We start from the raw sequence: 25,546 nt of genomic DNA on the forward strand, positions 1-25,546 counted from the left end.
GTCCAGGCAGTGAGTCGATCAGGGTAGTCTGGTCAACGACATAGGGCACTGGCGCAATTGGTAGCGCACCGGTCTCCAAAACCGGCGGTTGGGGGTTCGAGTCCCTCGTGCCCTGCGAGTGCGGTCCGCGCAATGCTTGGCGTGTAAGCGCGCCGCAATACTGCGTTGGATACGACGGATCAGGTGAGGACTGTGGCGATCGACACGCGCGGCGAGACCGCAGACAAGCCTAGTGGCGACAAGAAGGCGCGCACGACTCCTGCCCTCTTCTACCGGCAGGTCGTCAACGAGCTTCGTAAGGTCATCTGGCCGACACGCAAGGATCTCATCACCTACACCACGGTCGTTCTGATATTCGTTCTGATCATGGTTGCGATCGTGTACGGGCTCGACAGTGCCCTGGGATGGGCGGTCCTCCGCGTCTTCGGCGGATCCTGACCGAGACTCCGGCGGTGGTCGCCTGACGGGGTCGCCATTCGATTACCACGAAAGAGGAAGAGTCACCGTGTCCGAGTCTTCAATTCCGGCTGACGGGTCCCGCGACGAGTGGGGCGACGAGCTGGAAGAGGCCACTGAGGAGTCCGCCGAGGCGGCTCTGGAAGAGGCCGAGGTCGAGGAGAGCGACGAGGAGGCGGCCGAGGTCGAGGCTTCCACCGTCGACGACGACGGTGAGGAACTTCCCGAGGTCGACCCCGTCGAGGAGTTCAAGAGCTCGCTGCGCGGTCAGCCCGGCGAGTGGTACGTCATCCACTCCTACGCCGGTTACGAGAACCGGGTGAAGTCCAACATCGAGAGCCGCAACGTCTCGCTCAACATGGAGGACTACATCTACCAGGTCGAGGTGCCCACGCACACCGTCCAGGAGTTCAAGAGCGGCAAGAAGGTCCCGGTCAAGGAGCGGGTGCTGCCCGGCTACGTGCTGGTGCGCATGGAGCTGACCGACGAGTCCTGGGCCGCCGTGCGTAACACGCCCGGCGTGACCGGCTTCGTCGGCCTGTCCAACAAGCCGAGCCCGCTCAGCCTCGACGAGGTCGCCAAGCTGCTGGCGCCCGAGCCGACGGAAGAGGCCAAGAAGGCCACCACCAAGGCGTCCGCGGGCCCGACGGTCGAGTTCGAGATCGGCGAGTCCGTCACGGTCATGGACGGCCCGTTCGCGACGCTGCCCGCCTCGGTGAGCGAGATCAGCCCCGAGTCGCAGAAGCTCAAGGTGCTCGTGTCGATCTTCGGCCGGGAGACCCCGGTGGAGCTCTCGTTCAACCAGGTCTCGAAGATCTGAGACGATCACATACACTTAGACGTTCGGCTGGCCGCCTCACGCGAAGGGCGGCCTCCGACATGTCAGGGGCGCACCCGCGACCCTGACGGCATCGCAATCAGGACCCGGAGAAGGACTAATGCCTCCGAAGAAGAAAATCGCCGCATTGGTGAAGGTCCAGCTTCCCGCTGGACAGGCCACCCCGGCGCCGCCCGTGGGTACCGCCCTCGGTCCCCACGGCGTCAACATCATGGACTTCGTCAAGCAGTACAACGCTGCGACGGAGGCTCAGCGGGGCAACATCATCCCCGTTGAGATCACCATTTTCGAAGACCGCAGCTTCACCTTCATCACGAAGACGCCGCCGGCGCCCGAGCTGATCAAGAAGGCCCTGGGTCTCGACAAGGGCAGCGCGGTCCCGCACCGCGACAAGGTCGGCAAGCTGAGCCGCGAGCAGCTGCGCAGCATCGCCGAGACGAAGATGCCCGACCTCAACGCCAACGACATCGAGGCGGCCGAGAAGATCATCGCCGGCACCGCCCGGTCGATGGGCATCACCGTCGCCGACTGAGACCTTTCCCCGTAGTCGTGGGAGGGCCGGCACCGCGATCGGCCCGGACACCACAAGGAGTCAACATGCAGCGCAGCAAGGCGCACAAAGACGCGGCCGCCAAGATCGACCGCGACAAGCTCTACACACCCGTCGAGGCCGCGAAGCTGGCCAAGGAGACGTCGACCACCAAGTTCGACGCCACCGTCGAGGTCGCACTCAGGCTCGGCGTCGACCCTCGCAAGGCCGACCAGATCGTGCGCGGCACGGTCAACCTTCCGCACGGCACCGGTAAGACCGCCCGGGTCCTGGTCTTCGCGACCGGCGACCGTGCTGAGGCGGCCCGCGAGGCGGGCGCCGACATCGTCGGCGCCGACGAGCTGATCGACGAGATCTCCAAGGGCAACCGGCTCAACGAGTTCGACGCCGTGGTCGCCACGCCGGACCTGATGGGCAAGGTCGGCCGCCTCGGCCGCGTCCTCGGCCCGCGCGGTCTCATGCCCAACCCGAAGACCGGCACCGTGACGCCCGACGTCGCCAAGGCCGTGACGGAGATCAAGGGCGGCAAGATCGAGTTCCGCACCGACCGGCAGGCCAACCTGCACTTCATCATCGGCAAGACGTCGTTCGGCGAGCGCCAGCTCATCGAGAACTACGCCGCCGCCCTCGACGAGGTGCTCCGTCTCAAGCCGTCGGCGGCCAAGGGCCGTTACCTGAAGAAGGTCACCTTCTCCACGACGATGGGCCCGGGCGTCCCGGTCGACCCCAACGTCACCCGCGGCCTCACGGCCGAGCTGGAGAGCTGACCGCTCCCGCAGCGCTTCACTTACGCCCCCGTCCGGTTCTGCCGGGCGGGGGCGTTCTGCGTCCTCGACCCTTTTCGGGGCTGATCGACTGACCGGGGCGGGAGCCGCCACCGACCCGTATCCGCAGAGTCGCGGATGGCTGACCGGACCGCTGCCGGGCCTGTCTCTGTCGGGGCAGTCTCCGTCGTGCCGCCGCTGGGTTGCCGCGCCGGGCGGGCCCCACAAAGCCGTCTTCGTTGTGGCGTCGCCGGACGACCGGGCCGCCTCTGCTGGCTGTGCCTTCGGTTGGAGCTCTCCGGGTGTGTAGGTCGGCTGCCGTCTTCGGCGGGCTGCCAGACTGCGGTGTCGCGGCCGCTGGTCGTCTGGGGTGGGCTTCCGGAGGGCGGTGCCGACAGGTCGTCCGCGACGGGCTCCGGAGGACGGTGGTGCCGGTCGTTCGCGAGGGTTTCCCGAATGGGGTGATGTAACTCGTTCGCAGAGGCTGTCAACCGAATGTGCCGGCCGGCCGGTAGTCATCGCTGGAGCCGATGAGACGGAGATGACTGATGGATGACGGGTTCGCCGAGTACGTGGCGCACCGCCACTTACGGCTGTGCCGGATGGCGTACCTCCTGACCCGGGACTGGGGCACGGCTGAGGATCTGGTGCAGACGGCGCTGGCCAAGGCGTGGGTGGCCTGGCGGCGGATCGAGGGGAATCCGGACCCGTACGTGTATCGGATCATCGTGAACACCCACGCCTCGTGGTGGCGGCGGCTGTGGCGGGGTGAGGTGCCGGTTGAGACCTTTCCCGAGACGGCCGATCCGCGCGATCAGACCGCCGTGGCGGACGACCGGGCGGCGCTGTGGAACGCCATCGGCGCCCTGTCGCCGCGTCAGCGGGCGGTGATCGTCCTGCACTACTTCGAGGGGCGCACGCTCGCCCAGGTCGCCGACATCGTCGGTTGCTCGCTGGGCGCGGTCAAGAGCCAGCTCGGCAGGGCCCTGACCCGTCTCAGGGTCGATCCGGACATCCGCACGATGCACCTTGAGGAGCTGCAGCGATGAGGGAGACAGCGATGAGGCGTACGGAGAGCGGCCTGCGCGCGCTGCTGGAGGAGCGCGCCAACGACGGGGCCGGCGCGGAACCGAGCCCGCACCTCGACCGGATCGTCCGGCGGGGGCGTCGGACGCGTGCGACCAGGCGGGTGCTGAGCGCCGGAGCGGCACTGGCGGCCACCGCCACCGCCACCGCCGCCGTCCTGCTGACGGGCTCCATCACGGGCACGGGTCTCGTCCGTCCGGATGAACGGGCCGCGGTGGGTCGGCAGCCCGACTCCGCGCAGGTCGAGACGGGCCCCGAGCTTCCCGAGACCTACCCCATCGTCCTCGGAGCCAAGAGGTACTCCATCCCCCTCCTGCACGCCGAGCGCTTCACCACGACGGGCGTGGGCAGGACGGTGACGTTCACCCCGACGAGCACCGACACCGGCTTCAAGGTGGTCTGCGGCGACCCGAACGCCTGGCTCGTCCTCTCGGGCCCGCTCAAGGGCGGCGAACGAGGCGGCACGTCCGGGCGGTGCGGGAACGGGGGAGGGGGCCATCACGACCATCTCTCCGCGCCCACCGGATGGCTCAAGGGCCCGCAGAAGATACAGGTGTGGGTCTTCCCCCCGGACGCGCCCGTCGTCGAGGTCGCCGAGCAGCTCGGCCGCTGCCTGCGGGTCCCGGCTCCGGGGCCGTGCAACGAGGAGGCGGCCGGGCGTGCGCTCTTCCACAAGGACGTGCGCGAACGGCTCTCGGCGAAGGTGGGCGAGCAGCCCGGCACGTGGGCGGTCGGCGTGTACGACCACCCGCCCGTCGGCACCTCCGCGACCACCACGAGCCCATCCCCGACCGCAGGTTCGTCCGCGACCACTGGTTCGGCTGCGTCTACTGGCTCGTCCGCGACCTCAGACCTGTCCGCGACCTCAGACCTGTCCGCGACCTCAGACCTGTCCGCGACCTCAGACCTGTCCGCGACCTCAGACCCGACCGCGACCACACGCCGTCCGTGACCTCACGGGCGAATCGCGGGACTTCGCGGGACTTCGCGGGACTTCGCCGGATCCGTACGGCGGCACGATCTTGCAGGTGAGGGCGGCTACGGCGGGAATTGTGTGGGAAGTGTGCGCGCCGTGTGAGGGATAACCCTGGGTTTTCCCTTATTTGTGAGGGGAAGACGCCACAGCGGGACGACATAAACGTAAGGTCAAAACATGCTGAAGCGCACGATAAGTATGACCGCGGCCGGAGCCGCGCTAGTCGTAGCCGCGGTCGCCGGTTGTGGATCGAACGCGCAGCCCATCCAGGTCAACCTGGCCGCCTCAGAAGTGCTCGCGCAGGCCGCGCAGAAGACGTCGGAGGTCACCAGCTACACGGTCGACGCCGTGGTGAACGTCTCGCACGGGCAGGAGGGCGACGGCAAGGTGCAGGGCCGCATGCTCTACCAGAGCAAGCCCGAGCTGGCCGCCGACCTCACGCTGGACACCATCGACATGGGCGGGCGGAGCGTTCCCGGTGGCGTGCGGGCGGTGCTGCAGGGCGACACCGTGTACGTCAAGGTCGAGGCGCTGAAGGAGCTCCTGGGAGCCACCAAGCCGTGGATCAAGGTCTCGCTGAGCGAGATGGGCGGCGACTCGGCGCAGGTGAACCAGTACCTCACCCAGATCCAGCAGTTCGACCTCGGCAACATGACCAAGCTGGTCACGGCCTCGCAGGACGTCAAGTCCGTCGGGACCGAGAGCGTCAACAACGAGGACACGACCCACTACAGCGGGACGTTCCCCGTCGACGTGGCCGTGCAGCAGCTGCCGGCCGACAAGCAGGAGCAGGCCCGCGAGAACCTGGCCGAGCTGAAGGATGTCAAGTTCGACATCTGGGTGGGCGCCGACGGGCTGCCGCGCAAGCTCGCGCTGAACGGCTCCAAGGAGGGCGCCACGCTCGACGCCACCCTGTTCTTCAAGGACTTCAACAAGGCCGTCAACATCCAGACGCCGCCCGCCGACCAGGTCGGAGAGCTGCCCAAGGGTACGAACAACTGAGAGCGATTTGGAAACTCGGCGATCAACACGTAGTGTGGTCGTTGCCGAAGACCGCCGGTCGTCGTCAGGTGCCTCAAAGCCTGGCGACCGAAGGATCCACATTCTGTGGACGGCCCGCGCAGGTGTGATACGAGTTTCCCATATGGAGTGATCCATGTGCGTGAAGCCCCGTGCGCCCTGCGCCCGGGGCTGTTCTCATTTCTGGGGCCCTTCGCCGGTGGCACATCTGGAAGGAGGCCCATGGCGAGGGCGGATAAGGCGACAGCGGTTGCCGAGCTCAAGCGTGAGTTCGAAGGCAGCGCCGCCGCCGTTCTGACCGAGTACCGCGGTCTCACCGTCGCGCAGCTCAAGGAGCTGCGCATTTCTCTCGGTGGGAATGCGAAGTTCGCCGTGGCGAAGAACACCCTGACCAAGATCGCGGCCACTGAGGCCGGTCTTGCGGGCCTCGACGGCCTGCTCGCCGGTCCGACCGCGATCGCCTTCGTCAACGGTGACGTTGTCGAGGCGGCCAAGGGTCTGCGTGACTTCGCCAAGGCCAATCCCCTTCTGGTGATCAAGGGCGGCGTCCTCGACGGCAAGACGCTCGACGCCTCCGAGATCACCAAGCTCGCCGACCTCGAGTCCCGCGAGGTTCTCCTCGCGAAGCTGGCCGGTGCCATGAAGGCCAAGCAGAGCGCCGCCGCCGCGGTGTTCGCCGCTCTGCCCACGCAGATGGCCCAGCTGGCCGACGCCCTTCGTGCCAAGCGCGAAGAGTCCGGCGAGTAACACGGGGGTTGCCGCACATACCGCGGTCCCGTTCCTAGTTTTCTGCAAGTCCTAAACGTAAGGAAAACATCATGGCGAAGCTCAGCACCGACGAGCTGCTCGACGCGTTCAAGGAGATGACCCTCCTTGAGCTGTCCGAGTTCGTGAAGCAGTTCGAAGAGGTCTTCGACGTCAAGGCCGCCGCGCCCGTCGCGGTCGCCGCCGCCCCCGCCGCCGCCGGTGGTGGCGAGGCCGCCGCGGTCGAGGAGCAGGACGAGTTCGACGTCATCCTCGAGGCCGCCGGCGACAAGAAGATCCAGGTCATCAAGGAGATCCGCGCCCTCACGTCCCTGGGCCTCAAGGAGGCCAAGGACCTGGTGGACGGTGCTCCGAAGCCGGTCTTCGACGGCAAGGTCAACAAGGAGCAGGCGGAGAAGGCCAAGGCTGCCCTCGAGGGCGCCGGCGCCACCGTCACCGTGAAGTAATTCACGCAACGGCTCTTCGGAAAGAGGCGGACACACCCTGGTGCCGGGTGTGCCGCCTCTTTTCGCGTTCCGGGCCCATTCAATATTCAGCCCGCGGCGGCGCGTACCCGGTCGATGGCGCTGGTGTCCATGTAGTCCCTGGTGTGCGTGATGCGCCCGTTCCTGATCCTGAGCACCAGCAGGCCCGGGACGGTGATCGTGCGGCCGCCCGCCGCCACGTGCGTGTCCTGTTCCACCACCACGACCTCAGGGTCCTCGGTACGGTGCAGCGCCACTCGCCGCACCTCCCTGGCCTCGAACGGCGAGGCGCCCCACATGGCGCGGTATCCGGCGCGCACCGCCTCCCGCCCCTCGAAGGCCGGCAGCCCGCCGAACGGGAACTCGTGCAGCCCGTCCTCCGCGTACAGGTCGGCCAGCTCGTCGGCCGACTTGTGCACCATGGCCGCGTGGTAGCCGGTGACGATCTCCTCGATGGACATGACGAACCCCATTTCGCTCAACAGGCGTTGACTCAACGAGCGTAGAGCGAATCGGATGGTTCGGTCAACGCGGGTAGAGTCAGGCGCGTGAGCGAGCGACCGCTGCCGCGGGCCGAGAGGCGGCGCAGGACAGAAGGCCGGATCCTCGACGCCGCCAGGTCGCTCTTCGCCGAGGTCGGCTACGAACGCGCCACCATCAGGGGCGTCGCCAGGGCGGCGGAGGTCGATCCCGCCCTCGTGATGCAGTACTTCGGCAGCAAGCAGGAGCTCTTCCAGCGCGCCGTGCGCGTGACGCCGGTGGCCGAGGGCGAGCGGGACGCGGACGGGATGGTCGAGGAGTTGCTCGGCACACTGTCGGCCAAGATGGGGGAGCTGCCCCAGAGCTCCCTGGCCATGATGCGTTCGATGCTGACCCATCCCGAGGCCGCCGCGTCGGCGCGCGAGGTGCTGGGCGGGCAGATCGACCGGCTCGCCGCGGCGACGCCCGGCGCGGACGCGCGGCTGCGCGCGGCGCTGATGACGCTCGTCATGCTGGGCGTCACGGTCGGGCACCAGCTCCTGGAGCTGGACGAGCTGCGCGACGTGCCGCGCGAGGAGATCGCCCGCCTGCTGCGTCCCGCCCTGCGCGCGCTGGCCGACCAGGATGCCTGATAACCGCCCGGTAACAAGCTATTGGATGGCGGTCCAATTCGCCGCGACGCCGTTACGGTGAGGGCAGCGCCGAAGCCGGGCGCAATCCCCTGAAATCCCGGGAAACGTCGGGAAGGTGACAGTGGGCGTCGAGGTCGTGGTCGATGGGCTGACCAAGTCGTTCGGTCGGCAGGTCATCTGGGAGGACGTCTCGCTGACGCTGCCCCCGGGCGAGATCTCGGTGCTGCTCGGCCCCTCGGGCACCGGCAAGTCGGTCTTCCTCAAGACGCTCGTGGGCCTGCTGCGGCCCGACCGCGGCCACATCTGGATCGACGGCTACGACCTGGCCAACTGCAGGGAGGACAAGCTCTACGAGCTGCGCCGCCTCTTCGGCGTGCTGTTCCAGGACGGCGCGCTGTTCGGCTCGCTCAACCTGTACGACAACATCGCCTTCCCACTGCGCGAGCAGACCAGGAAGAGCGAGAGCCAGATCCGCCAGATCGTCATGGAGAAGGTGGAGCTGGTCGGCCTGCGCGGCGCCGAGACCAAGCTGCCGGGGGAGATCTCGGGCGGCATGCGCAAGCGGGCGGGGCTGGCCAGGGCGCTGGTGCTGGATCCGGAGATCATCCTGTTCGACGAGCCCGACTCGGGTCTCGACCCGGTGCGCACGGCCCTGCTCAACCAGCTCATCGTGGACCTGAACGCCGAGATCGAGGCGACGTTCCTGATCGTGACCCACGACATCAACACCGCCCGCACGGTGCCCGACAACATCGGGATGTTGTTCCGCAGGGAGCTGGTCATGTTCGGCCCCCGCGAGATGCTGCTGTCCAGCGACGAGCCGGCGGTGCGGCAGTTCCTGAACGCCAGGAAGCACGGCCCCATCGGCATGTCGGAGGAGAAGGACGTCTCCGAGCTGGAGGCCGAGGCGCAGCTGGGGCACGACCCCGGGGCGCTGCCGCCGATCCCGCCGCAGCTCATGCCCGGCGGGAACCGGATCCGCCGCACCCAGAAGCCGCCGGGCACGTGGCTGGCGGCCAACGGCGTGATCCCGCCGCAGGGGTCGTTCGTGGACGAACGCGGCCGCAACTGGCTGGAGGAGTACCCCCGCCTGGTCAACGCCCACTTCCACGGGATCGGCTGAACAGCCGCCGGGTGTCATCCCAGGACCATAAGGGCGCGTACGGCGCTCAGCGGGCCTCTGAGGGCCGTCTGGAGGCATTCGCGGGAAATCCGACGGCCTTGCCCGATTCCCCGAGGAAAGCTTCCTGAGCCTTGAGGGGCGCTCCGGGCCTCCACTCATGCCGCCTGCGTCGATTCGCGGACTTCCCGAGCGGGTGTCGCGTTATGATCCGGCACGCGACCGGCCAGGAGGGGGTGGGCACCATGAACGGACTCGCCGTTCGGCCCGCTCGCATCCTGATCGCGGCGCTCAGCGGGATACTGGCGGCACTTGTCGGCACCGGCGTGTGGATCGCCGTCCAGGCGCGCGACGAGCAGGGCAGGGCGGGTGACAAGCAGGCGGTGCTGCTCGCGGCGGGCGTGCACGCCAAGAACCTGGTCTCGCTCGACTACCGGACGGTGGCGGCCGACCTGCGGCGCATCGTCGACACCTCGACGGGGCCGGCCAGGGTTGAGTACACCGCCACCGCGGCCAAGCTCGAATCGACCACGGTCGAGAACAAGGTCGTCCAGCACGGCGTGCTGCGCGCGACCGGCCTGGTCTCGATGACCGCGACCGCGGCCAAGGTGCTGGTGGTGGCCGACGTGGAGATCCGCTGGGACGGCTCGAAGAGCGCGCCGCAGGACCGGTTCTACCGCTGGCGGATGGACCTGAGCAAGGTCGGCGGGCTGTGGCTGGTGTCGAAGGTGGTGCAGGTGACGTGAGGCTCGTCACGATCGTGCTGCTGGGCGCCCTCGTCCTCGTGGCGGGGGTGATGGTGCCGACCATGTGGGTCAATTTGAGCGACCTGCGCGCGGCGGAGGCGGCCGCGGCGGAGGCGACGGTCGCGGCCAAGAAGGTCGCGCCCGAGTTGCTCTCGTACGACTACCGGACGATTGAGGAGGATCTGGCTCGCGCGGGGACGTTCACGGCGGGCGACCTGACCGGGCACTACAAGGAGCTGAGCAAGAGCCTGGCGTCCCGCGCCAAGGCGCAGAAGATCGTGCAGACGGTGGACGTGACGGACGTTGGAGTCGAGCACGCCGAGCCCGGCCGGGTAGAGGTTCTGCTCTTCATGAACACTGGTACGGTCAAGGAGATCCCGGGTAAAGAAGGACTCCAGCGGGAGTTCACCCAGAACCGGGCAAGGTTCGTCATGGTGCGGCAAGAGTCGCGCTGGCTGGTGGCGGGCCTGTCCACCCTCCTGGGTACGGCATGAGGGCCCCAGAGATCGCGGGCGCGTCGCTTCCTTCAATTGTTACCAAAAATCAGGTTTAGCGAAGCCTTTGGCGGGGGTATCCCAGTCACTGCAACACCGGTTGTCGGCATGGGTTCGGCCCCCGGTGTGACAGAGCGTTAACCGCCCCCGTTCGCGGGTATCGTCTTGGGCCTGGCGGTAGGCGATCAGTCACACAGGGGAGAAAACCCAGCGTCCGGGCCCTGAGTCGGCTAAAAGTCGGGCTTGTGGGCTTGACGTTTCCGCCTGAACGGGCGATGCTGCGACCAACGTGGAGCATGCAGCGAGGGTGAAGTGGACAGGCGTGTGCCGTTCGGCTACACTGCCCCTTTGCGCTGCCCTTTGACGACCCGTGATGCTTGCTCACGTTGCGAGGTTGTCTGGCGTGCGTGTAGTCAGTCCGCCGCGAGCCCTCGGAAGGACATCTGTTGGCAGCCTCGCGCAACGCCTCCGCCGTACCCGCTGGTCCCCGTCGCGTCTCTTTTTCGCGCATCCAGGAGCCTCTCGAAGTTCCTGATCTTCTGGCCCTGCAGACCGAGTCTTTCGACTGGTTGCTCGGCAACGAGAAGTGGAAGGCCCGGGTAGAGGCGGCTCGCCAGGCCGGGCGCAAGGACGTCCCGACCCAGTCGGGCCTCGAAGAGATCTTCGAAGAGATCAGTCCCATCGAGGACTTCTCGGGGACCATGTCCTTGTCGTTCCGCGACCACCGGTTCGAGCCGCCCAAGTACTCCGTAGACGAGTGCAAAGACAAGGACATGACCTTCTCCGCCCCGATGTTCGTGACGGCGGAGTTCATCAATAACACCACCGGTGAGATCAAGAGCCAGACGGTGTTCATGGGCGACTTCCCGCTCATGACCCCGAAGGGCACCTTCATCATCAACGGCACCGAGCGTGTCGTGGTCTCGCAGCTGGTCCGTTCGCCCGGTGTCTACTTCGAACGCAATGTCGACAAGACCTCGGACAAGGACCTCTACGGCTGCAAGGTGATCCCCTCGCGGGGCGCCTGGCTGGAGTTCGAGATCGACAAGCGCGACAGCGTCGGTGTGCGCATCGACCGTAAGCGCAAGCAGGCCGTCACCGTGCTGCTCAAGGCACTGGGCTGGACCAACGAGAAGATTCTCGAGCGGTTCGGCCAGTACGAGTCGATGCGGGCCACCCTGGAGAAGGACCACACGGCCGGCCAGGACGACGCCCTGCTCGACATCTACCGCAAGCTGCGGCCCGGTGAGCCGCCGACCAAGGAGTCGGCGCAGACCCTGCTGGAGAACCTCTACTTCAACCCCAAGCGGTACGACCTGGCCAAGGTGGGCCGCTACAAGATCAACAAGAAGCTCGGCGTCGACGCCGAGATCACGCACGGCACCCTGACCGAAGACGACATCGTCGCCACCATCGAATACATCGTCCGCCTGCACGCGGGCGAGGAGTCGATGCCGGGCGCCGGCGACCGTGAGGTCATCGTCGAGGTGGACGACATCGACCACTTCGGCAACCGCCGCCTGCGCAGCGTCGGCGAGCTCATCCAGAACCAGGTCCGGCTGGGCCTGGCCAGGATGGAGCGCGTCGTGCGCGAGCGGATGACGACTCAGGACGTCGAGGCGATCACGCCGCAGACCCTGATCAACATCCGGCCGGTCGTGGCGTCGATCAAGGAGTTCTTCGGCACCTCGCAGCTGTCGCAGTTCATGGACCAGACCAACCCGCTGGCCGGCCTGACGCACAAGCGGCGTCTGTCGGCGCTGGGCCCCGGTGGTCTGTCCCGTGAGCGGGCCGGCTTCGAGGTCCGTGACGTGCACCCGTCCCACTACGGCCGGATGTGCCCGATCGAGACCCCTGAAGGCCCGAACATCGGCCTGATCGGCTCGCTGGCCTCCTACGGGCGGATCAACGCCTTCGGCTTCGTCGAGACGCCTTACCGCAAGGTCGTCGACGGCAAGGTGACCGACCAGATCGACTACCTCACCGCCGACGAGGAAGACCGCTACGTCAAGGCGCAGGCCAACACGACGCTCAACTCCGACGGCTCGTTCGCCGAGCCCCGCGTCCTGGTCCGCACCAAGGGCGGTGAGACCGAGCTCGCCCGTGCCGAGGAGGTCGACTACATCGACGTGTCGCCGCGCCAGATGGTGTCGGTGGCCACCGCGATGATCCCCTTCCTCGAGCACGACGACGCCAACCGCGCGCTCATGGGCTCCAACATGCAGCGCCAGTCGGTGCCGCTGCTCAAGAGCGAGGCGCCACTGGTCGGCACCGGCATGGAATACCGTGCCGCGACCGACGCCGGTGACGTCATCAGCGCCGAGAAGGCCGGTGTGGTGGAGGAGGTCTCCGCCGACTACATCACCGTGATGAACGACGACGGCACCCGCACCACCTACCGGGTGGCGAAGTTCAAGCGCTCCAACCAGGGCACGAGCTTCAACCAGAAGCCCATCGTGGCCGAGGGCGACCGGGTCGAGGTCAACCAGGTCATCGCCGACGGCCCCTGTACCGACAACGGTGAGATGGCGCTCGGCAAGAACCTGCTCGTGGCGTTCATGCCATGGGAGGGCCACAACTACGAAGACGCGATCATCCTGTCCCAGCGGCTGGTCCAGGACGACGTCCTGTCCTCGATTCACATCGAGGAGCACGAGGTCGACGCCCGTGACACCAAGCTGGGCCCGGAGGAGATCACCCGCGACATCCCCAACGTCTCCGAGGAGGTCCTGGCCGACCTCGACGAGCGCGGCATCATCCGGATCGGCGCCGAGGTCGTGCCCGGCGACATCCTGGTCGGCAAGGTCACGCCCAAGGGCGAGACCGAGCTGACGCCGGAGGAGCGGCTGCTGCGGGCGATCTTCGGTGAGAAGGCCCGTGAGGTCCGCGACACCTCGCTGAAGGTGCCGCACGGCGAGCAGGGCAAGGTCATCCACGTGCGCGTCTTCAGCCGCGAGGAGGGCGACGAGCTGCCGCCGGGGGTGAACGAGCTGGTCCGCGTCTACGTGGCGCAGAAGCGCAAGATCACCGACGGTGACAAGCTGGCCGGCCGGCACGGCAACAAGGGCGTCATCTCCAAGATCCTGCCGGTCGAGGACATGCCGTTCCTGGAGGACGGCACTCCGGTCGACATCATCCTCAACCCGCTGGGCGTGCCCGGCCGGATGAACGTCGGCCAGGTGCTGGAGACCCACCTCGGGTGGATCGCCGCCAGGGGCTGGGACATCTCCGGCGTCCAGGAGGCCTGGGCCGAGCGGCTGCGCGACAAGGGCTTCGACAAGGTGGCCCCGCGTACCAACATGGCCACGCCGGTCTTCGACGGCGCCCACGAAGAAGAGATCGTCGGCCTGCTCGACAGCACCATCCCCAACCGTGACGGTGACCGGATGGTGCAGCAGAGCGGTAAGGCGCAGTTGTTCGACGGCCGCTCCGGCGAGCCGTTCCCCTACCCGATCGCGGTCGGCTACATCTACATCCTCAAGCTGCTCCACCTGGTCGATGACAAGATCCACGCGCGTTCGACCGGCCCGTACTCCATGATCACCCAGCAGCCGCTCGGCGGTAAGGCCCAGTTCGGTGGCCAGCGCTTCGGTGAGATGGAGGTGTGGGCGCTGGAGGCGTACGGCGCCGCCTACGCCCTGCAGGAGCTGCTGACCATCAAGTCCGACGACGTTCTCGGCCGGGTGAAGGTCTACGAGGCCATCGTCAAGGGCGAGAACATCCCCGAGCCCGGCATCCCCGAGTCCTTCAAGGTGCTCATCAAGGAGATGCAGTCGCTGTGCCTGAACGTCGAGGTGCTCTCCAGCGACGGCATGTCCATCGAGATGCGCGACACCGACGAGGACGTCTTCCGCGCGGCGGAAGAGCTCGGTATCGATCTGTCCCGGCGTGAGCCGAGCAGCGTGGAAGAAGTCTGAGGGGGAGATCGCACAAAATGCTAGACGTCAACTTCTTCGACGAGCTCAGGATCGGTCTTGCGACCGCCGACGACATCCGTCAGTGGTCGCACGGCGAGGTCAAGAAGCCCGAGACCATCAACTACCGAACCCTCAAGCCGGAAAAGGACGGGCTCTTCTGCGAGAAGATCTTCGGCCCGACCCGCGACTGGGAGTGCTACTGCGGTAAGTACAAGCGAGTCCGGTTCAAGGGCATCATCTGCGAGCGCTGCGGCGTCGAGGTCACTCGCGCCAAGGTGCGTCGTGAGCGGATGGGCCACATCGAGCTGGCCGCCCCGGTCACGCACATCTGGTACTTCAAGGGCGTCCCTTCGCGCCTCGGTTACCTGCTCGACCTGGCCCCGAAGGACCTGGAGAAGGTCATCTACTTCGCGGCCTACATGATCACGCATGTCGACACCGAGATGCGTGAGCGTGACCTGCCCTCGCTGGAGGCGAAGATCTCCGTCGAGCGGCAGCACATCGAGCAGCGCCGCGACGCCGACGTCGAGGCCAGGCAGAAGAAGCTCGAAGGCGACCTCGGCGAGCTCGAGGCCGCCGGCGCCAAGGGCGACCAGCGCCGCAAGGTCCGTGAGGGCGCCGAGCGCGAGATGCGTCAGCTGCGTGACCGCGCCCAGCGTGAGCTGGACCGGCTCGACGAGGTGTGGAGCCGCTTCAAGAACCTCAAGGTCCAGGACCTCGAGGGCGACGAGCTGCTCTACCGCGAGATGCGCGACCGCTTCGGCCGCTACTTCAAGGGCGGCATGGGCGCGCAGGCGATCCAGGACCGCCTGATCAGCTTCGACCTCGACGCCGAGGCCGAAAACCTGCGCGAGACCATCCGCAGCGGCAAGGGCCAGAAGAAGGCCCGCGCCCTCAAGCGGCTCAAGGTCGTGTCGGCGTTCCTCAACACGACCAACTCGCCGCGCGGCATGGTGCTCGACTGCATCCCGGTCATCCCGCCGGACCTGCGCCCGATGGTGCAGCTCGACGGTGGCCGGTTCGCCACCTCCGACCTCAACGACCTCTACCGCCGGGTCATCAACCGCAACAACCGGCTCAAGCGTCTGCTCGACCTCGGCGCGCCCGAGATCATCGTGAACAACGAGAAGCGGATGCTCCAGGAGGCCGTCGACGCGCTGTTCGACAACGGCCGTCGCGGTCGCCCGGTCACCGGTCCCGGCAACCGGCCGCTGAAGTCCCTCAGCGACATGCTGAAGGGCAAGCAGGGCCGTTTCCGCCAGAACCTGCTGGGCAAGCGAGTCGACTACTCCGGCCGTTCGGTCATCGTCGTCGGCCCGCAGCTCAAGCTGCACCAGTGCGGTCTGCCCAAGCAGATGGCGCTGGAGCTGTTCAAGCCGTTCGTGATGAAGAGGCTGGTCGATCTCAACCACGCCCAGAACATCAAGTCGGCCAAGCGGATGGTCGAGCGCGCCCGCCCCGTGGTGTGGGACGTGCTCGAAGAGGTCATCACCGAGCACCCCGTGCTGCTCAACCGCGCTCCGACGCTCCACCGCCTGGGCATCCAGGCGTTCGAGCCGCAGCTGGTCGAGGGCAAGGCCATCCAGATCCACCCGCTCGTCTGCACCGCGTTCAACGCGGACTTCGACGGCGACCAGATGGCCGTGCACCTGCCGCTGTCGGCTGAGGCCCAGGCCGAGGCACGCATCCTGATGCTCTCGACCAACAACATCCTCAAGCCGGCCGACGGCAAGCCCGTGACGATGCCCACCCAGGACATGGTCATCGGCCTCTACTGGCTGACCACCCAGAAGGAAGGCGCGATCGGCGAGGGCCGCGTGTTCGGCTCGATCGCCGAGGCGCAGATGGCCTTCGACCGCCGCGAGCTGGACATCCAGGCGAAGATCCAGATCCGGCTGAAGGACGTCCTGCCGCCGCGCGAGTGGGTGGCCCCCGAGGGCTGGGAGCAGGGCGACCCGCTCCGGCTGGAGACGACGTTCGGGCGGTGCCTGTTCAACCAGACGCTGCCGGAGAGCTACCCCTTCGTCGACTTCCAGGTCGGCAAGAAGCAGCTGTCCACGATCGTGAACGAGCTGGCGGAGACCTACCCCAAGATCGAGGTCGCCAACTCGCTCGACGCGCTCAAGGACGCCGGCTTCCGCTGGGCGACCCGCTCCGGTGTCACGATCTCGATCGACGACGTCGTCGCGCCGCCCAACAAGGCCGACATCATGGAGAACTACGAGCGCCGGGCCGACAAGGTCCAGCGCGAGTACGAGCGCGGCCTGATCACCGACGAGGAGCGCCGTCAGGAGCTCATCGAGATCTGGACGCACGCGACCGCCGACGTCGAGACCGACATGGTCAACGCCTTCCCGGCGACCAACCCGGTCTGGATGATGGTCAACTCCGGCGCCCGTGGTAACAAGATGCAGGTCCGGCAGATCGCCGGCATCCGCGGCCTGGTGTCCAACACCAAGGGTGAGACGATCCCGCGGCCGATCAAGGCCTCGTTCCGCGAGGGCCTGTCGGTGCTGGAGTACTTCATCTCCACCCACGGTCAGCGGAAGGGTCTGGCCGACACCGCGCTGCGTACCGCCGACTCGGGTTACCTGACCCGTCGTCTGGTGGACGTCGCGCAGGACGTCATCGTGCGGGAGATCGACTGCGGCACCGACCGCGCGGTCCCGCTGCACGTGGCCGACCGCGACGCGAGCGGCAACCTGGTCAAGGCGGAGAACGCCGAGTCCAACGTGCACGGCCGCATCCTGGCCGAGGACGTCGAGGTCGACGGCAAGATCATCGTCCCGGCGGGTGTCGACATCAACGACAACCACGTGACGAAGCTGGTCGAGGCCGGCGTCGAGACCGTCCGCACCCGCAGCGCGCTCGTCTGCGAGGCCAAGATCGGTGTCTGCGCGACCTGCTACGGCCGCTCGCTGGCCACCGGCAAGCTCGTGGACGTCGGCGAGGCGGTCGGCATCATCGCCGCCCAGTCGATCGGCGAGCCCGGCACGCAGCTGACCATGCGTACGTTCCACACCGGTGGTGTGGCCGGCGCCGACATCACCCACGGTCTGCCCCGTGTCACGGAGCTCTTCGAGGCGCGCATCCCCAAGGGTGTCGCCCCGATCTCCGAGGCCGAGGGCCGCGTGCGGATCGATGAGACCGACAAGACCAGGAAGATCGTGATCACCCCCGACGACGGTTCGGAGGAGATCGCCTACCCGGTCTCGATGCGCTCGCGCCTGCTCGTGCAGGAAGGCCAGCGCGTCACCGTCGGCCAGCAGCTGGTCGCCGGTGCGGTCAACCCCAACGAGGTGCTGCGCATCCTCGGCCCGCGGGCCGTGCAGCTGCACCTGGTGGCGGAGGTCCAGCAGGTCTACCGCTCGCAGGGTGTGTCGATCCACGACAAGCACATCGAGATCATCGTGCGGCAGATGCTCAAGCGCGTGAACGTGCTGGAGTCCGGTGACACCGACCTGCTGCCCGGCGAGCTCGTGGAGCGTCCGCGCTTCGAGCAGATGAACCGCGAGACCGTGGCCGAGAGCGGGTCGCCCGCCGCCGGCCGTCCGGTGCTCATGGGCATCACGAAGGCGTCGCTGGCCACCGAGTCGTGGCTGTCGGCGGCCTCCTTCCAGGAGACGACCAGGGTCCTGACGGACGCGGCGATCCACGCCAAGTCCGACTCGCTCCTGGGCCTGAAGGAGAACGTCATCATCGGTAAGCTCATCCCGGCCGGCACGGGCATGCCCCAGTACCGCAACATCCGGGTCGAGCCGACCGAGGAGGCCAAGGCCGCCATGTACACCGTGGGCGGCTACGACGGCTCCGCGGCCGACTACACCTTCGGCACCGGCAGCGGCGAGGCCGTTCCCCTGGAGGAGTACGACTTCGGCCAGTACAACCGGTGATTCTCTGATTGCCAGTGGTCTGTGCGCCCGGCCCCCTCTTTTGAGGGGCCGGGCGCTCGGCTTTTCAGGGCCTTCTTTCTGTTACGGCGGCGCCAGCTTGCCCCACACGCCGTACGTGGCTGAGGACCCTCCAGGGAGACGCTGTCTGAACCCGTCAGTGGCGAGCCGCCGCTACGCCGCCTCCTGGGCCCCCTCCGTGGCGACCCCGGCCCCGGGGCAGTGGCGACCCCGGCCCCCCCAAACAGAGGCAGGGAAGTGTCACCGAGGTGGGAGCGCGGGTGTGTTGTGTGGCACAGTCGCGTGGCCGTGATGGGTGGCTGAAGGGGATTTGGTGGGACAAGGGGAGGTAACGGGCGGGTGGCGGTTCGTGGAGTTGGGGGCGGAACACCCCAGGGGGCTATATCATGAGTTCCGGAGCTGTAGATGGGCTGGATGAAATAGGCCTCAGCGATCCGGAGTGGCGGAGCTTGTCCGCTTTGCCGCGCCGTTTTGACGTGTCGCCAAGGCCTGGGTAGTCTTGAGCATCGTGCCCGTCTTCTAACGGGCTCTCGGCCGTGCGCCCAATTGCGGGCGCAGGACGGCTTCCTGGCTCGTAATCCTCGCGGATGTGTCTGTGCGAATAGCGCGACACGCCCGAGCGCGGGGGCGCCGAGACAAGAGAAACCAGCAGGTCATGACACCGGCAGAACCTGCGAAATGCAAGACCATGACGTAACACCGGCCAAGGCACGAAACGGAGTGGCAGTGCCCACTATTCAGCAGTTGGTCCGCAAGGGCCGGCAGGACAAGGTCTCCAAGACCAAGACTCCTGCCCTCAAGGGGAGCCCGCAGCGGCGCGGCGTGTGCCAGCGCGTGTACACCACGACCCCGAAGAAGCCCAACTCGGCACTGCGCAAGGTGGCCCGCGTTCGGCTCACGAACGGCATCGAGGTCACGGCCTACATCCCGGGTGTGGGTCACAACCTGCAGGAGCACTCCATCGTGCTCGTGCGTGGCGGTCGTGTGAAGGACCTGCCTGGTGTTCGCTACAAGATCATCCGCGGCTCGCTGGACACCCAGGGTGTGCGCAACCGCAAGCAGGCCCGCAGCCGCTACGGCGCGAAGAGGGAGAAGAGCTAACAATGCCTCGTAAGGGTTCTCCTGGCCGTCGTCAGCTCATGGCTGACCCGGTTTACAGCTCGCCGCTGGTGACCGCCCTGATCAACAAGGTGCTCCTGGACGGCAAGCGCTCCATCGCGCAGTCGATCGTCTACGGCGCCCTCGAAGGCTGCAGGGAGAAGACGGGCAACGACCCGGTCGTCACCCTGAAGCGCGCGCTTGACAACGTCAAGCCGACGCTCGAGGTCCGCAGCCGTCGCGTCGGTGGCGCGACCTACCAGGTGCCGGTCGAGGTGCGCGCCGCGCGCAGCACCACCCTGGCCCTGCGCTGGCTGGTGCAGTACTCCCGCGCCCGCCGCGAGAAGACCATGACCGAGCGCCTCATGAACGAGCTCCTCGACGCCAGCAACGGCCTCGGGGCGAGCGTCAAGAAGCGTGAGGACACCCACAAGATGGCCGAGTCCAACAAGGCCTTCGCTCACTACCGCTGGTAGTGGGTTCGACGAGACGACGAGGACGCGAGAGAAGTGGCCACGCAGACCGCTCTTGACCTGGCCAAGGTCCGAAACATCGGGATCATGGCCCACATCGACGCGGGCAAGACAACCACGACCGAGCGCATCCTGTTCTACACCGGCATCAACTACAAGATCGGTGAAGTCCACGAGGGCGCTGCCACGATGGACTGGATGGAGCAGGAGCAGGAGCGCGGCATCACGATCACGTCTGCCGCGACCACCTGTGAGTGGATCGGTCACACGATCAACATCATCGACACTCCGGGCCACGTCGACTTCACCATCGAGGTGGAGCGCTCGCTGCGCGTCCTCGACGGTGCCGTCGCCGTGTTCGACGGCGTGGCCGGTGTCGAGCCGCAGTCGGAGACGGTGTGGCGTCAGGCCGACCGCTACGAAGTCCCCCGGATCTGCTTCGTCAACAAGATGGACCGGGTCGGGGCGGAGTTCCACCGCTGCGTCGACATGATGATCAACCGTCTGGGCGCCACGCCGGCTGTCATTCAGCTGCCGTGGGGCGTCGAGGCCGACTTCAAGGGCGTCATCGACCTCATCCAGATGAAGGGTCTCATCTGGAGTGCCGAGGCGGCGAAGGGCGAGATGTACGACATCGTCGACATCCCGGCCGACCACGCCGAGGCCGCCCGTGAGTGGCGTGACCGCCTCATCGAGACGGTCGCCGAGAACGACGACGAGCTGATGGAGCTCTACCTGGAGGGCACCCAGCCCACCGAGGAGCAGCTGGTCGCGGCCATCCGCCGCGCGACGCTGGCCAGCGCCATCAACCCGGTCCTGTGTGGCACCGCGTTCAAGAACAAGGGCGTGCAGCCCCTGCTCGACGCGATCGTCGCCTACCTCCCGGCCCCGACCGACATCCCGGCCTTCAAGGGCCACGCGGTCGGCAACGAGGAGAAGGTCATCGAGCGGCACGCCGACCCGACCGAGCCGTTCTCCGCGCTGGCCTTCAAGATCGCCAGCGACCCGCACCTGGGCAAGCTCACCTACATCCGCATCTACTCGGGCACGCTCGAGACCGGTTCACAGGTCACCAACTCTGTGAAGGGTAAGAAAGAGCGGATCGGCAAGATCTACCAGATGCACGCCAACAAGCGCGAAGAGCGCCCGACGGCGATCGCCGGCCAGATCGTCGCGGTCATGGGTCTGAAGGACACCACGACCGGCGACACCCTGTCCGACACGGCGAACCAGGTCGTGCTCGAGTCGATGACGTTCCCGGCTCCGGTCATCAACGTCGCCATCGAGCCCAAGACCAAGGGCGACCAGGAGAAGCTGTCGACCGCCATCCAGCGGCTGGCCGAGGAGGACCCGTCCTTCCAGGTCCGCCGGGACGAGGAGACCGGTCAGACGGTCATCTGGGGCATGGGCGAGCTTCACCTGGAGATCCTCGTCGACCGCATGCGTCGCGAGTTCAAGGTCGAGGCCAACGTCGGCCGCCCGCAGGTGGCCTACCGCGAGACCATCCGCCGCAAGGTGGAGAAGCTCGACTACACCCACAAGAAGCAGACCGGTGGTTCCGGTCAGTTCGCGCGGGTGATCATCAACCTCGAGCCGCTCGGCGAAGGCAACGACGGCTACGAGTTCGAGAACAAGGTCACCGGTGGCCGCGTCCCGCGGGAGTACATCCCGTCGGTCGACGCGGGCGCGCAGGAGGCCGCCGAGTTCGGCGTGCTGGCCGGTTACCCGATGGTGGGCGTGAAGGTTACGCTGACCGATGGTGCGGCCCACGACGTCGACTCGTCGGAGATGGCCTTCAAGATCGCCGGCTCGATGGCCTTCAAGGAGGCCGCGCGCAAGGCGGACGCCGTGCTCCTCGAGCCGATGATGGCCGTCGAGGTCACGACGCCCGAGGACTACATGGGTGATGTCATCGGTGACCTCAACGGTCGCCGCGGGCAGATCCAGTCGATGGATGACCGGGCCGGTGCCAAGGTCATCCAGGCGCTCGTGCCGCTGTCTGAGATGTTCGGCTACGTGGGCGACCTGCGTAGCAAGACGCAGGGGCGCGCGAGCTACAGCATGCAGTTCGACTCCTACGCGGAGGTGCCTCCGGGCATCGCCAAGGAGATCGTCGCGAAGGCCCGGGGCGAATAGTTTCCGGTCCGGTCCCGTAAGGGGCTGGGCCAGGACTGCTGTCCTGGTCCCTGGTGGGGTGGTGAGAGCCACCCCGCCGCCAAGGGGTTCGGGATTTCCCGGGCCCGAGTGTGTAGACGAAAGTCAGTCAGATTCTCTAAGGAGAGAACCAGTGGGCAAGGCCAAGTTCGAGCGGAACAAGCCGCACATGAACATCGGCACCATTGGGCACATCGACCACGGCAAGACCACGCTGACCGCGGCGATCACCAAGGTGCTCCACGACCGTTACCCCGAGCTGAACGCTGCGACGCCGTTCGACAAGATCGACAAGGCGCCGGAGGAGAAGGCCCGCGGCATCACGATCTCGATCGCGCACGTCGAGTACCAGACCGAGAAGCGCCACTACGCTCACGTGGACTGCCCCGGTCACGCCGACTACGTGAAGAACATGATCACCGGTGCCGCTCAGATGGACGGCGCGATCCTCGTGGTCGCCGCCACCGACGGCCCGATGCCGCAGACGAAGGAGCACGTCCTCCTGGCCCGCCAGGTCGGCGTCCCCTACATCGTCGTGGCCCTCAACAAGTCCGACATGGTGGACGACGAGGAGATCCTGGAGCTCGTCGAGCTCGAGGTTCGTGAGCTCCTGTCCGCTCAGGAGTTCCCCGGCGACGACCTGCCTGTCATCCGCGTCTCCGCGCTCAAGGCTCTTGAGGGCGACGCGAAGTGGGCCGACAGCATCATCGAGCTGATGGACGCCGTCGACGAGAACGTCCCCGAGCCCCCGCGTGAGACGGACAAGCCGTTCCTCATGCCGGTCGAGGACGTCTTCTCGATCACCGGTCGCGGCACGGTCGTCACCGGCCGTATCGAGCGCGGCATCGTCAAGGTCAACGAGCAGGTCGACATCATCGGCATCAAGCCGGAGAAGACGACCACCACCGTCACCAGCATCGAGATGTTCAACAAGATGCTCGACGAGGGTCACGCCGGTGACAACGCCGCCCTGCTGCTCCGCGGCATCAAGCGCGACGACGTCGAGCGCGGCCAGTGCATCATCAAGCCGGGCACGACCACCCCGCACACCGAGTTCACCGGCCAGGTCTACATCCTGTCCAAGGACGAGGGCGGCCGGCACACGCCGTTCTTCAACAACTACCGCCCGCAGTTCTACTTCCGTACGACTGACGTGACCGGTGTGGTGAACCTCCCCGAGGGCACCGAGATGGTCATGCCGGGCGACAACACCGAAATGCGCGTTGAGCTGATCCAGCCCATCGCCATGGAGGAAGGCCTCAAGTTCGCGATCCGTGAGGGTGGCCGCACTGTCGGCGCCGGCCGGGTCGTGAAGATCATCAAGTAGCTAGACCGTCGGGGCGGCGGTCGGCCCCGGACTCGGAGCCGACCGCCGCACCACGTAAGGCCCCATGCAGATGGCGCCGTGATCCAGCAGTAGCTTCGGCCGCCGTATGACAGGTGACCGAAGTCACTGCCGGATCACGGAAGAAAAGGCAGATCGACTACGTCTGCCTCGTGGGGTCAGTGCGGGTTCGACCTGCAGCAACACATCAGCGGCAACAGGCCGCACGATACTTTTTCAGACGACAGCGAAGGACACCGAGGCCACTATGGCGGGACAGAAGATCCGCATCCGGCTTAAGGCCTATGACCACGAGGTCATCGACAGCTCGGCCAAGAAGATCGTCGAGACGGTGACGCGGACTGGCGCGAAGGTCGCGGGCCCGGTGCCGCTGCCGACCGAGAAGAACGTGTACTGCGTCATCCGCTCGCCGCACAAGTACAAGGACAGCCGCGAGCACTTCGAGATGCGCACGCACAAGCGGCTGATTGACATCATCGACCCGACCCCCAAGACGGTTGACTCGCTCATGCGGCTCGACCTCCCCGCGGGTGTCGACATTTCGATCAAGCTCTGAGGGAACGCACTGACATGGCTAAGACGATCAAGGGCGTCCTGGGCAAGAAGCTCGGCATGACCCAGGTCTTCGACGCGGACAACCGGATGGTGCCGGTGACCGTGGTCGAGGCCGGTCCGTGCGTGGTGACCCGCGTCCGCACCGCCGACAAGGACGGCTACTCCGCCATCCAGCTCGGCTTCGGACAGGTCGACCCCCGGAAGGTCAACAAGCCGCTCGGCGACTACCTGCGTAAGCACGACATCACCCCGCGCCGTTACTTCGCGGAGATCCGCACCGACGACGCGAGCGACTACAACCTGGGCCAGGAGCTGCTGGCCGACACCTTCGAGGCCGGCCAGTTCGTCGACGTGACGGGCAAGAGCAAGGGCAAGGGCTTCGCCGGTGTCATGAAGCGGCACGGCTTCGGTGGTCTGGGCGCGTCGCACGGTACGCAGCGCAAGCACCGCTCGCCGGGTTCCATCGGTGGCTGCGCCACCCCGGGCCGCGTATTCAAGGGTCTGCGCATGGCTGGTCGGATGGGTAACGTCCGCACCACTGTGCAGAGCCTCAAGGTTCACGCCGTGGACGCCGAGAAGGGTCTCATCCTGATCAAGGGTGCGATTCCCGGCGCCAACGGCAGCCTGGTCCTCGTCCGCTCCGCTGCCAAGAAGGGGGCTGCCAAGTGAGCACCACTATTGACGTCCTCGACGCCGGTGGCGCGAAGACCGGTACCGTCGACCTGCCCGAGGACATCTTCGGCGCCAAGGTCAACGTGCCGCTGATCCACCAGGTGGTCGTGGCCCAGCTCGCCGCTCGCCGGCAGGGCACCCACAAGGCCAAGACCCGTGGTGAGGTCTCCGGCGGCGGCAAGAAGCCGTATCGCCAGAAGGGCACCGGTCGCGCCCGTCAGGGTTCGACCCGTGCGCCGCAGTTCACCGGCGGTGGCACCGTCCACGGCCCCGTGCCGCGCGACTACTCGCAGCGTACGCCCAAGAAGATGAAGGCCGCCGCCCTGCGCGGTGCCCTCTCCGACCGGGCCGGCGGCGGTCGCGTGCACGTGGTGAGCTCGCTGGTCACGGGTGAGACGCCCAAGACCAAGGCGGCGCTCGATGCCCTGCGCAAGATCACCCAGTCCGCGCGCGTTCTCGTCGTGGTCGACTCGGACGACGAGCTGACCTGGCTGAGCCTGCGCAACGCGCCCGAGGTCCACCTGCTGGACGCCGGGCAGCTCAACACCTACGACGTGCTCGTGCACGACGACGTGGTCTTCACCCAGGAGGCGTACGACCAGGTCGTGGCGCGACTGAGTGGCGGGAAGGAAGACGCCTGATGGAGAAGATCGCCGACCCGCGCGACATCATCATCAAGCCGATCGTCTCTGAGAAGAGCTACGGCCTGATCGATGAGAACAACAAGTACACGTTCCTGGTGCGGAAGACCGCGAACAAGACTCAGGTCAAGATCGCTGTTGAGCAGATCTTCGGGGTCAAGGTCACCAGCGTGAACACCATCAACCGGCAGGGCAAGCGCAAGCGGACCCGTACCGGTTTCGGCAAGCGTCCCGACACCAAGCGCGCGATCGTGAGCCTGGGTGAGGGCGATCGGATCGACATCTTCGGTCAGATCGGCTGAGCGGCCATAGAAGTGAGTGCGGGCCACACATGGTCCGCGCGGGGCTGAGACCGTCGCATTTCGGTGCGGCGGGCTCACCCATGTAAC

24 protein-coding genes and 1 tRNA gene are annotated in these 25,546 nt (G+C 66.8%); 24 read left to right on the forward strand and 1 reads right to left on the reverse strand.

Going from position 1 to position 25,546, the window contains the following annotated elements; genetic code table 11:
* The first annotated feature begins 42 nt into the window (after nt 1–42).
* The 10 genes from AB0C28_RS44310 to rplL all read left to right on the forward strand — a co-directional run bounded on the left by AB0C28_RS44310 (nt 43) and on the right by rplL (nt 6,901).
* Nucleotides 43–115, forward strand: a tRNA-Trp gene (locus tag AB0C28_RS44310).
* Between the two features lie 77 nt (nt 116–192).
* Complete coding sequence (gene secE, locus AB0C28_RS44315; protein ID WP_181307797.1) at nt 193–438, forward strand: preprotein translocase subunit SecE; 246 nt, start codon at nt 193–195, stop codon at nt 436–438.
* Between the two features lie 67 nt (nt 439–505).
* On the forward strand, nt 506–1,276 hold the full coding sequence (gene nusG / locus AB0C28_RS44320) for a transcription termination/antitermination protein NusG (protein WP_106244320.1): 771 nt from the start codon (nt 506–508) through the stop codon (nt 1,274–1,276).
* Between the two features lie 118 nt (nt 1,277–1,394).
* Complete coding sequence (gene rplK / locus AB0C28_RS44325) at nt 1,395–1,826, forward strand: 50S ribosomal protein L11 (RefSeq protein ID WP_106244322.1); 432 nt, start codon at nt 1,395–1,397, stop codon at nt 1,824–1,826.
* A 65-nt stretch (nt 1,827–1,891) separates the two neighbouring features.
* Nucleotides 1,892–2,611 (forward strand): 50S ribosomal protein L1, encoded by a 720-nt coding sequence (rplA, locus tag AB0C28_RS44330; RefSeq protein WP_346103347.1) that lies wholly within the window; start codon nt 1,892–1,894, stop codon nt 2,609–2,611.
* A gap of 545 nt (nt 2,612–3,156) precedes the next feature.
* Complete coding sequence (locus AB0C28_RS44335) at nt 3,157–3,657, forward strand: SigE family RNA polymerase sigma factor (RefSeq protein WP_357845339.1); 501 nt, start codon at nt 3,157–3,159, stop codon at nt 3,655–3,657.
* An 11-nt stretch (nt 3,658–3,668) separates the two neighbouring features.
* Nucleotides 3,669–4,646 carry a hypothetical protein gene (locus AB0C28_RS44340; protein WP_358081913.1) on the forward strand — a complete coding sequence of 326 codons (978 nt, stop codon included), beginning with the start codon at nt 3,669–3,671 and terminating at the stop codon, nt 4,644–4,646.
* Between the two features lie 201 nt (nt 4,647–4,847).
* Nucleotides 4,848–5,672 (forward strand): DUF1396 domain-containing protein, encoded by an 825-nt coding sequence (locus AB0C28_RS44345; protein WP_357845334.1) that lies wholly within the window; start codon nt 4,848–4,850, stop codon nt 5,670–5,672.
* A gap of 240 nt (nt 5,673–5,912) precedes the next feature.
* On the forward strand, nt 5,913–6,437 hold the full coding sequence (gene rplJ / locus AB0C28_RS44350) for a 50S ribosomal protein L10 (protein WP_357845332.1): 525 nt from the start codon (nt 5,913–5,915) through the stop codon (nt 6,435–6,437).
* 71 nt (nt 6,438–6,508) lie between these two features.
* Entirely contained in the window at nt 6,509–6,901 is a 393-nt protein-coding gene (rplL, locus tag AB0C28_RS44355; protein WP_185070580.1) for a 50S ribosomal protein L7/L12, read from the forward strand.
* 86 nt (nt 6,902–6,987) lie between these two features.
* On the opposite strand, the gene AB0C28_RS44360 is transcribed toward rplL, so the two are convergent.
* Complete coding sequence (locus AB0C28_RS44360) at nt 6,988–7,380, reverse strand: nuclear transport factor 2 family protein (protein ID WP_357845329.1); 393 nt, start codon at nt 7,378–7,380, stop codon at nt 6,988–6,990.
* An 87-nt stretch (nt 7,381–7,467) separates the two neighbouring features.
* Here AB0C28_RS44360 and AB0C28_RS44365 point away from each other — a divergent pair, with 87 nt between their 5' ends.
* The 14 genes from AB0C28_RS44365 (at nt 7,468) to rplW (ending at nt 25,459) form a co-directional block, all read left to right on the forward strand.
* Nucleotides 7,468–8,031 carry a TetR family transcriptional regulator gene (locus AB0C28_RS44365; RefSeq protein WP_357845326.1) on the forward strand — a complete coding sequence of 188 codons (564 nt, stop codon included), beginning with the start codon at nt 7,468–7,470 and terminating at the stop codon, nt 8,029–8,031.
* Nucleotides 8,032–8,152: 121 nt separating this feature from the next.
* On the forward strand, nt 8,153–9,154 hold the full coding sequence (locus tag AB0C28_RS44370) for an ABC transporter ATP-binding protein (protein ID WP_357846624.1): 1,002 nt from the start codon (nt 8,153–8,155) through the stop codon (nt 9,152–9,154).
* 203 nt (nt 9,155–9,357) lie between these two features.
* Entirely contained in the window at nt 9,358–9,897 is a 540-nt protein-coding gene (locus tag AB0C28_RS44375; RefSeq protein WP_358081916.1) for a hypothetical protein, read from the forward strand.
* A complete protein-coding gene (locus AB0C28_RS44380) occupies nt 9,894–10,391 on the forward strand; it encodes a hypothetical protein (protein ID WP_358081918.1) in 498 nt (165 codons plus the stop codon). Before AB0C28_RS44375 ends, AB0C28_RS44380 begins: the two co-directional genes overlap by 4 nt.
* A 446-nt stretch (nt 10,392–10,837) precedes the next feature.
* Nucleotides 10,838–14,308 (forward strand): DNA-directed RNA polymerase subunit beta, encoded by a 3,471-nt coding sequence (rpoB, locus tag AB0C28_RS44385; RefSeq protein WP_358081921.1) that lies wholly within the window; start codon nt 10,838–10,840, stop codon nt 14,306–14,308.
* Nucleotides 14,309–14,325: 17 nt separating this feature from the next.
* Nucleotides 14,326–18,201, forward strand: coding sequence for a DNA-directed RNA polymerase subunit beta' (locus AB0C28_RS44390; protein ID WP_357862558.1), 3,876 nt, complete (start codon nt 14,326–14,328; stop codon nt 18,199–18,201).
* Between the two features lie 744 nt (nt 18,202–18,945).
* A complete protein-coding gene (rpsL, locus tag AB0C28_RS44395) occupies nt 18,946–19,320 on the forward strand; it encodes a 30S ribosomal protein S12 (RefSeq protein WP_049572713.1) in 375 nt (124 codons plus the stop codon).
* Between the two features lie 2 nt (nt 19,321–19,322).
* Nucleotides 19,323–19,793 carry a 30S ribosomal protein S7 gene (rpsG, locus tag AB0C28_RS44400; protein WP_020542314.1) on the forward strand — a complete coding sequence of 157 codons (471 nt, stop codon included), beginning with the start codon at nt 19,323–19,325 and terminating at the stop codon, nt 19,791–19,793.
* A gap of 33 nt (nt 19,794–19,826) precedes the next feature.
* On the forward strand, nt 19,827–21,926 hold the full coding sequence (gene fusA / locus AB0C28_RS44405; RefSeq protein WP_357862556.1) for an elongation factor G: 2,100 nt from the start codon (nt 19,827–19,829) through the stop codon (nt 21,924–21,926).
* Nucleotides 21,927–22,077: 151 nt separating this feature from the next.
* Nucleotides 22,078–23,271: an elongation factor Tu gene (tuf, locus tag AB0C28_RS44410; RefSeq protein ID WP_357862554.1), complete on the forward strand. Its 1,194-nt coding sequence runs from the start codon at nt 22,078–22,080 to the stop codon at nt 23,269–23,271.
* 265 nt (nt 23,272–23,536) lie between these two features.
* Entirely contained in the window at nt 23,537–23,845 is a 309-nt protein-coding gene (rpsJ, locus tag AB0C28_RS44415) for a 30S ribosomal protein S10 (RefSeq protein ID WP_012887830.1), read from the forward strand.
* A gap of 14 nt (nt 23,846–23,859) precedes the next feature.
* Complete coding sequence (gene rplC / locus AB0C28_RS44420) at nt 23,860–24,513, forward strand: 50S ribosomal protein L3 (protein ID WP_106253411.1); 654 nt, start codon at nt 23,860–23,862, stop codon at nt 24,511–24,513.
* Nucleotides 24,510–25,157: a 50S ribosomal protein L4 gene (gene rplD / locus AB0C28_RS44425; protein ID WP_357862552.1), complete on the forward strand. Its 648-nt coding sequence runs from the start codon at nt 24,510–24,512 to the stop codon at nt 25,155–25,157. Before rplC ends, rplD begins: the two co-directional genes overlap by 4 nt.
* Entirely contained in the window at nt 25,157–25,459 is a 303-nt protein-coding gene (gene rplW, locus AB0C28_RS44430; protein ID WP_106253408.1) for a 50S ribosomal protein L23, read from the forward strand. Before rplD ends, rplW begins: the two co-directional genes overlap by 1 nt.
* Nucleotides 25,460–25,546: the final 87 nt, after the last annotated feature.

The organism is Nonomuraea sp. NPDC048892 (assembly GCF_040649735.1).
Lineage (GTDB): Bacteria > Actinomycetota > Actinomycetes > Streptosporangiales > Streptosporangiaceae > Nonomuraea > Nonomuraea maheshkhaliensis.